The organism is Moritella sp. JT01 (genome assembly GCF_001574435.1).
GTDB lineage: Bacteria > Pseudomonadota > Gammaproteobacteria > Enterobacterales > Moritellaceae > Moritella.
In genome coordinates this window covers 1-6,706 of the sequence record NZ_LOCN01000021.1, presented here as the reverse complement: position 1 = coordinate 6,706, position 6,706 = coordinate 1, and the positions used below count along the sequence as shown (strand labels likewise).

The following is a 6,706-nucleotide window of genomic DNA, read 5'->3' as shown; positions in this document are numbered from 1 at the left end:
CTGAATCAACATTAGCAGGTGTTGAACTTTGTTCTATGCTCAAACAAGGTCAGATGATGGAGTCTGAAAATATGACTCCATGGGAGCAGTTTTATTCTTTAGCTGCATAATTGTATCTGAGGAAAAGCACACCTTTGATTTTGAACCACTAAACTCGCAGTTTGCGACAGAACCCTTCGAAATGCACCATCAGCAAAGCGAAAGAAGAGGATATTCAAGGCATGAAGTCGAGGGTTTAGTTATTCTAAATCAAGACTTCATAACGCCGACGATACCTTCATTCGTTTTGCCCTGCTAGCCTCTGATATAGCATTTTTAAGTAACTTGGGTATAAACTTAAAAATAAAATGCGTTATGTAAATGGCTGGTTAGTTCGGAAAAATATTCATGGTTATTTTCATGAGGAATGAGTTTAGCCAGCTCATCACCAATATTCGTAAAACGATAATACTTCATTCTTGATGAGCGATTTTTTACTTTCACCGTTAATTTCTCTTCCCCGTAGTTTATCGGTAAGTCTTTATCTCGTGGGAGATTGACCATTTCTAATTCATTGTTATGAATTAATCCCAATTCAGATAAGGTTAAAAAGCTACTGTAGGGTAGTTTGTGTCGGCCTAAGTTAATCGATTTAAATTGCGGCTTATTAAATAATAAGAAACTTTTGTTAGTATTCTGGCAGTTAAGTATAATCTTACGGTTAGTGTCATAACCTACTTGAGAACTTAAGTTACAGGCAACTTGAAACATTTGCGCTTCACGTTGGGTCATTTGGTTGAGTGTACGCAGTGATTTTACTGAGAAACTGCCGGAATGGCTTAATTCTAACGCAAAAATTTTACCCCATAATGTTTGCATATGCGGCCCTGAAATATCTTTTGCCATCGACATAAAAGCACTTAACCAGTCTGGGTCAATCACTTCGCTGGTGACATCGTCACAAAAGTTATTGGCGCGAACAACAATGCTTTCTAAATTTTGTTGTTGTTTTATTTGTTCTTGATTAACACGTTGGATCGCCCTATGTTCAAATGTGGTGTGTTTGTTTACCGTCAACATACCGTCAATGCCTCTATCTTTAGAGACTTTTCTTAATTGTTGAATACTGTTTAAAATATTCGATTCAACTTTATTTATATTGGTATTATTTCCAGACATAGCAAAACCTAGCCGCGTATTCAGATTAAGGGTAATAAGCTTTATTTATACCTGATATAGGCCTGAAAGTATTGTTTTGATATGTGAAATTGCTGGCTCGCGAGGAAATTTTTATGTTGGTTTATATCTTAAAGTTATTTGGACGAGTACCGTAATAAAAAGCTACTTCTACTCGTCCTTGGTATTGTATATCTAAGAGCCGAAGGCTATTTAGATATTAATATTATATATAGGCGTTGATAAGCCCAATTACAGTGTCGATTTCTGTTGGATTCATTTCACCGTCTTTGACATATAAGATCTTGCCACCTTGATCTAATAAGATGATCGCAGAACTTTTTTCAGTTAGACCCCACTTATTACGAATATCACCGTCTTCATCAAGAACAAAAATGGCATCCGGGAAATCTTCTTTGTTTGATCTTAATTGGCTAGCTACGATCGCGCCTGTTCCCCAAATTGCGTCATCTAAATTAACTAATGTCGCGGTATTGTATTTCTCGAATGGAAAATCGGATTTTTTCAATGCGTCAATCATTGGATCATTTAATTCTTTAGCGGACGTGCGCCCTGCAATATGTTGAATTAAAATAACCTTGTTTTGTAATTCAGCTGTAGACCACTGGCGGTACTCGAACTCACCTTCGACTAAATCAATATAACCTTTATCTTTGATTGTAACTTGAGGAACATTGTCTCCCAACGTTAGATTATGGCTTAAAGCGACAAAAGAGGCGAGTGATAGCGTAATAGCCGTCAGTATTTTTTTCATTATTTGTATCCTTTTAAATATGAAATTGATGTGAAAATTTTAAGTCGATAGTCAATTAACTAGCCATATCAAGCTATCTTGTTTTCATATCTTATTCTACTTTCAAGGATTTTTGATTACTAAAGTACAAATTTGTGGTCAATATAATGATTCACTAATCAATTCTGTGTCGGACGATAATATTTTATCTAATTTCACTTTTGACCCTAATATGACAGTGTATTGATTTTGATTAATCATGATTTTTTGGCCTTGTACGCCACTTTTACTATCAATGGTTAGCCATACAGGTGACACACTGCCAATACTGTCTGATGGATAAAGCATGAAAAGTTCATATTCAGGTGCGAGTTGACTAATCAGTGTCGCTAATAATAGTGCTTTTTCATCACTGTCTGCTTCATTGGTTTTTAAGACACTAATTGGAGAGAAGAAACTATCCTTATGCTCTTCTCTGTCAGGGATAGCATAAACCCAATGCTGTGCATTTTTGACCGCTGAGTTAATGGACTCTTGGTTGGCGAGTTGTGTCGCAATATCTTTTAGGTATACCCTATACTCATAAAAAAGTTGAGAGTAATTCGGTCTAACGCAAGGTAAATCTTCATCATCTGGATGCACGCAAGGGGTTATTTTTAAGTGATAAAAGGCATCGTTTTGATATTGGTTGTAGGCCTGCCAAAATAATTGTGAGGCATTACTTTCGTCTTTATTGGTAAATGCGTATTGTATGTCTTTTATTTTTTCTTGATCATCTGGCGTGTAAAAATTAATACGATCGATAGCAAATTCGAGTCTTGGCGTTAAGTAGGTATGAATCGCTTTGATTGGATAACTCAATGAAAAGGACAATTTATAACTGTCTAATAATGATGTTTCAACAATATCGGTATCAAAAAATGATTTTATCTTTAAGCTCTTTCCTTTGCTATCTGTCCATTGCCAATTAATCGAAAATGAATTTATTTCATTGTTTGGTAAGTTGATTAGAGGATAAGACGAAAGGTTGTTGCGTCCATCTGTATCACCAGAGAGGGAAGCCATTACCGGCACTGAAAGAAAAATCATTATGCTTGTGGTTATAGAAGGCCACAGAGATGCGTTGTTCAATAAAGAGTTGGGCATTTAATGAATCTCTGATAATGATCGATTCACTAAGCTTGGTAGAAAATGTGGTTGATATCAAAAATAATACAGAATAAATTTTGTTACCAACCACACCTTATTATCACTATTTAGACCCGTTATCGTACTGGTCGTTCGCGTAGCTGCTGATTACCAGCCCTTTACGATTGAATTATTAAACAGTTTTTTAGCTTCGTCATACACTTCTTGAGTTTGGAATGCAGCGATGAATTGTTTTACTTTCTCTGAGTCTTTATTGTCGTTACGAGCAACAATTAAATTTACGTATGGAGATTCTTTATTTTCAACGAAGATGCCGTCTTTAGTTGGTGATAACCCAATCTTAGTTGCAAATGTTGTATTGATAACCGCTATTGTTACGTCTTGTAAGTTACGTGCTAATAGCGCAGCTTCTAATTTTATAATTTCAACACCAAATGGATTTGCAGTAATGTCTAATTCTGTAGCCTTAATACCCGCGCCAGCTTTAAGTGCGATGATACCTTGTTGCTCAAGTAATAATAATGAACGACCTAGGTTAGTTGGATCATTTGGAACTGCAATTTTATTACCTTCTTTAAGCTCGTCAACGCGCTTGATCGATGTTGAGTATGCTGCAATTGGATAAACAAATGTGTTTGCTACGGCTGTAATATCGTAACCACGTTGTTCGATTTGCGCATCTAGATAAGGCTTATGTTGGAACGCATTTACATCAATGCTACCTTCTTCAAGTGCTCGGTTTGGTGTCACATAATCTGTAAACGTGACTATTTCAATGTCTAGATTGTATTTCTCTTTAGCAACTTTCTTAACAACTTCAATTACTTTTGCTTCAGGACCCGCCATTGCGCCCACTTTTAATACTGTTGAGTCTTTGTCGCCACTACATGCACTTAATAACACACTTGATGCAATTGCGGTTACTGATACTAATTTCTTTAGTGAAAATTCCATGATTAATATTTCCTTGAGTTGTTAAAGTTTATTCTCTGTGGTCGACTTTACTTATTAGGCGTTCACCGATGGATTGAATAATCTGTACGATGATTACCAATAAGATAACGGTAATTAGAATAATAGTTGGGTTAAAACCAATGTAGCCATGCTGAATACCAACATCACCGAGGCCACCCCCACCTACTGTACCAGCCATAGCTGAGTAGTTTACAAGTGTTACTAACGTGATTGTGATGCTATTGATAATTCCTGGCATTGCTTCTGGGATTAATACTTTCATTATAATCTGTAGTGGTGTTGCGCCCATTGTTTGCGCCGCTTCGATTAGTCCTGCAGGCACATCTAATAATGCGCCTTCAATTAATCGAGCAATAAAAGGGATTGAAGCGACTGTTAGTGGAACGATCATTGCGCCTGTGCCGATTGATGAACCGACGATAAGACGTGTAAACGGAATGATTGCAACAAGTAAAATAATGAAAGGTACTGAACGACCTATATTTACAATCACACTTAATGCATTATTTAATTTTTTGTTTGCTAAAATACCGTTTGTTTTTGTTACATGTAACAAGATCCCGGTTGGCATACCAAGTAAACATGCAATTGCAGCTGCAATACCAACCATGGCTAACGTTTCGAGGGTTGCACTAAAAAATAAGTCAATCATTTGCTCAGTCGACATAACCGATAACCTCTACATTAACTGCGTGTTGTTGGAAAAAAGCCTTTGCTGCGATAGTGTCTTCTTTATTACCTATCAATTCAGCTAACATATAGCCAAATTTAATACCGCCTGCGAATTCAATATCAGCACTTAAAATATTTACATCGACGTTTAATGCTCTACTTACTTCTGAAATCACCGCAGTATCAACGCTGTTACCTGTAAAGCCTAAGCGTACTAGTGGCATTGAGTTTGTCGTTCTATTTAATGATAATCGTTGTTTATACTCATCTGGAATTTCGAGGTTTATCGTTGCTTCAATAAATAGCTGTGCTAATTCTGTTTGTGGATTGGCGAAGAACTTAGCGACGGTGTTCTGTTCAATTAATTCGCCTTTATCAATGATCGCAACTTTATGGCAGATATTTTTAACAACTTCCATTTCGTGAGTAATAAGTAGAATAGTCAGACCTAGTCGTGCATTAATATCTTTTAATAACGCTAGAATTGATTTGGTGGTGCTTGGGTCAAGCGCTGATGTGGCTTCATCACAAAGGAGAACTTTAGGTTCAGACGCTAACGCTCGTGCAATCGCAACACGCTGTTTTTGACCGCCACTTAATTCAGAAGGATAGGCGTTATGTTTTGTTTCTAAACCAACGAGTTCGAGTAGAGGTGTGATCTTGTTTTTGATTGCAGCTTTATCCACTCCGGCTAATTCAAGTGGTAGTGCCACGTTATCAAACACGGTACGTGATGATAATAAATTGAAGTGCTGAAATATCATGCCGATCTGACGTCGTGCAGCACATAGCTCTGTTTTATTTAATTTTGTTAGTTCGACGCCATCTAGCTGAATTGAACCTGATGTCGGTGTTTCAAGTAAATTAACACAACGTATTAATGTACTTTTACCCGCACCGGATGAGCCAATCACACCGAATATCTCGCCTTTTTTGACGCTTAAACTCACGTCTTTCAAGGCATAAACAGGCTTGTCTGTAGTTTCAAATATTTTATTTATATTTGCTAATTTGATCATTTCAACGCCTAAAACGAAAAATAAGAATTGATATATAAGATTAGATATTAATTCTTCATTTATGAATAACAACTGGATACATATGCTAGTTATTAAGTTACTCAAAGTCAATGGCCTTTTTTACATCTAGATGGCTATACCAATCTTTATTTCTATTGAGGTAGCTCAAATAGCTTAGGTTTGCATCTAAGAAGGTATGGATTGCGTAATTTTTATGACGTGAAATAATGTGCCATTAGAATGATTGATAATAAAGGTAATAAATAGTGGCAACTGCAGCTGTATTCTTAGACCGTGATGGTGTGATTAATAAAGATAAAGGTTATGTTTCACAAATTGATGATTTTGAATTCATTGATGGCAGCATTGAAGCTATGCAACTATTGAAGGCGCATGGTTATCTATTAGTTGTAATAACAAATCAATCTGGTATCGCACGAGGTTATTATACTGAAGATGAATTCATGACACTAACAGAGTGGATGGATTGGTCACTTGCCGATCGGGGTGTCGATCTTGATGGTATTTATTATTGTCCTCATCATCCCGAAAAAGGTATTGGTGATTATAAGCAAGATTGTTTATGCCGTAAGCCAAATACAGGGATGTTAGATAGTGCAGGTAAAGAGCTAGATATTGATTTTGCTAACTCGTATTTAGTGGGTGATAAATTATCTGATATTCAGGCAGGTCAAAAATCACAGCTCAAAGCCAATTATTTGGTGTCGACGGGTAAAGTGCTATGTGAAAAAGGTGCAGAAGCAGCGGATGCTGTGTTTACAGACCTATTATCTGCGGCTAAATCGATAGTTAACGACTAAATTGACACTTATTGGTTGTTATTTGAGCTGTTAAGTTTTTTTTAAGAAAAAGTCTTGCCAATAAAGCGCATTTCTCTATACTCCATCTCACTGACACGGCAGCAGCCGTTCAGTATGCTCTTTAACAATTTATTCAAGCAATCTGTGTGAGCACTTGCAGA

7 protein-coding genes and 1 pseudogene are annotated in these 6,706 nt (G+C 36.6%); 2 read left to right on the top strand and 6 right to left on the bottom strand.

Annotated features, from left to right (window positions below):
- Nucleotides 1-110: pseudogene (locus tag AKG98_RS22510) on the top strand (IS6 family transposase); the annotation flags it as partial.
- A gap of 226 nt (nucleotides 111-336) precedes the next feature.
- Here AKG98_RS22510 and AKG98_RS16295 read toward each other — a convergent pair.
- The 6 genes from AKG98_RS16295 to metN form a co-directional block, all read right to left on the bottom strand.
- The gene (locus AKG98_RS16295; RefSeq protein WP_067048272.1) at nucleotides 337-1,158 is read right to left on the bottom strand and encodes a TIGR03899 family protein; all 822 of its coding nucleotides are present in this window, start codon (nucleotides 1,156-1,158) and stop codon (nucleotides 337-339) included.
- Between the two features lie 223 nt (nucleotides 1,159-1,381).
- The gene (locus AKG98_RS16290; RefSeq protein ID WP_067048269.1) at nucleotides 1,382-1,930 is read right to left on the bottom strand and encodes a YtfJ family protein; all 549 of its coding nucleotides are present in this window, start codon (nucleotides 1,928-1,930) and stop codon (nucleotides 1,382-1,384) included.
- Between the two features lie 138 nt (nucleotides 1,931-2,068).
- Nucleotides 2,069-2,974 carry a hypothetical protein gene (locus AKG98_RS16285; protein WP_228140337.1) on the bottom strand — a complete coding sequence of 302 codons (906 nt, stop codon included), beginning with the start codon at nucleotides 2,972-2,974 and terminating at the stop codon, nucleotides 2,069-2,071.
- Between the two features lie 231 nt (nucleotides 2,975-3,205).
- Nucleotides 3,206-4,012 (bottom strand): methionine ABC transporter substrate-binding lipoprotein MetQ, encoded by an 807-nt coding sequence (gene metQ, locus AKG98_RS16280; protein WP_067048267.1) that lies wholly within the window; start codon nucleotides 4,010-4,012, stop codon nucleotides 3,206-3,208.
- A gap of 28 nt (nucleotides 4,013-4,040) precedes the next feature.
- The gene (locus tag AKG98_RS16275) at nucleotides 4,041-4,700 is read right to left on the bottom strand and encodes a methionine ABC transporter permease (RefSeq protein ID WP_067048266.1); all 660 of its coding nucleotides are present in this window, start codon (nucleotides 4,698-4,700) and stop codon (nucleotides 4,041-4,043) included.
- Nucleotides 4,690-5,724 carry a methionine ABC transporter ATP-binding protein MetN gene (gene metN / locus AKG98_RS16270; protein ID WP_067048265.1) on the bottom strand — a complete coding sequence of 345 codons (1,035 nt, stop codon included), beginning with the start codon at nucleotides 5,722-5,724 and terminating at the stop codon, nucleotides 4,690-4,692. Before metN ends, AKG98_RS16275 begins: the two co-directional genes overlap by 11 nt.
- Nucleotides 5,725-5,990: 266 nt before the next feature.
- Here metN and gmhB point away from each other — a divergent pair, with 266 nt between their 5' ends.
- Nucleotides 5,991-6,545 (top strand): D-glycero-beta-D-manno-heptose 1,7-bisphosphate 7-phosphatase, encoded by a 555-nt coding sequence (gene gmhB, locus AKG98_RS16265; RefSeq protein ID WP_067048264.1) that lies wholly within the window; start codon nucleotides 5,991-5,993, stop codon nucleotides 6,543-6,545.
- Nucleotides 6,546-6,706 lie beyond the last annotated feature (161 nt).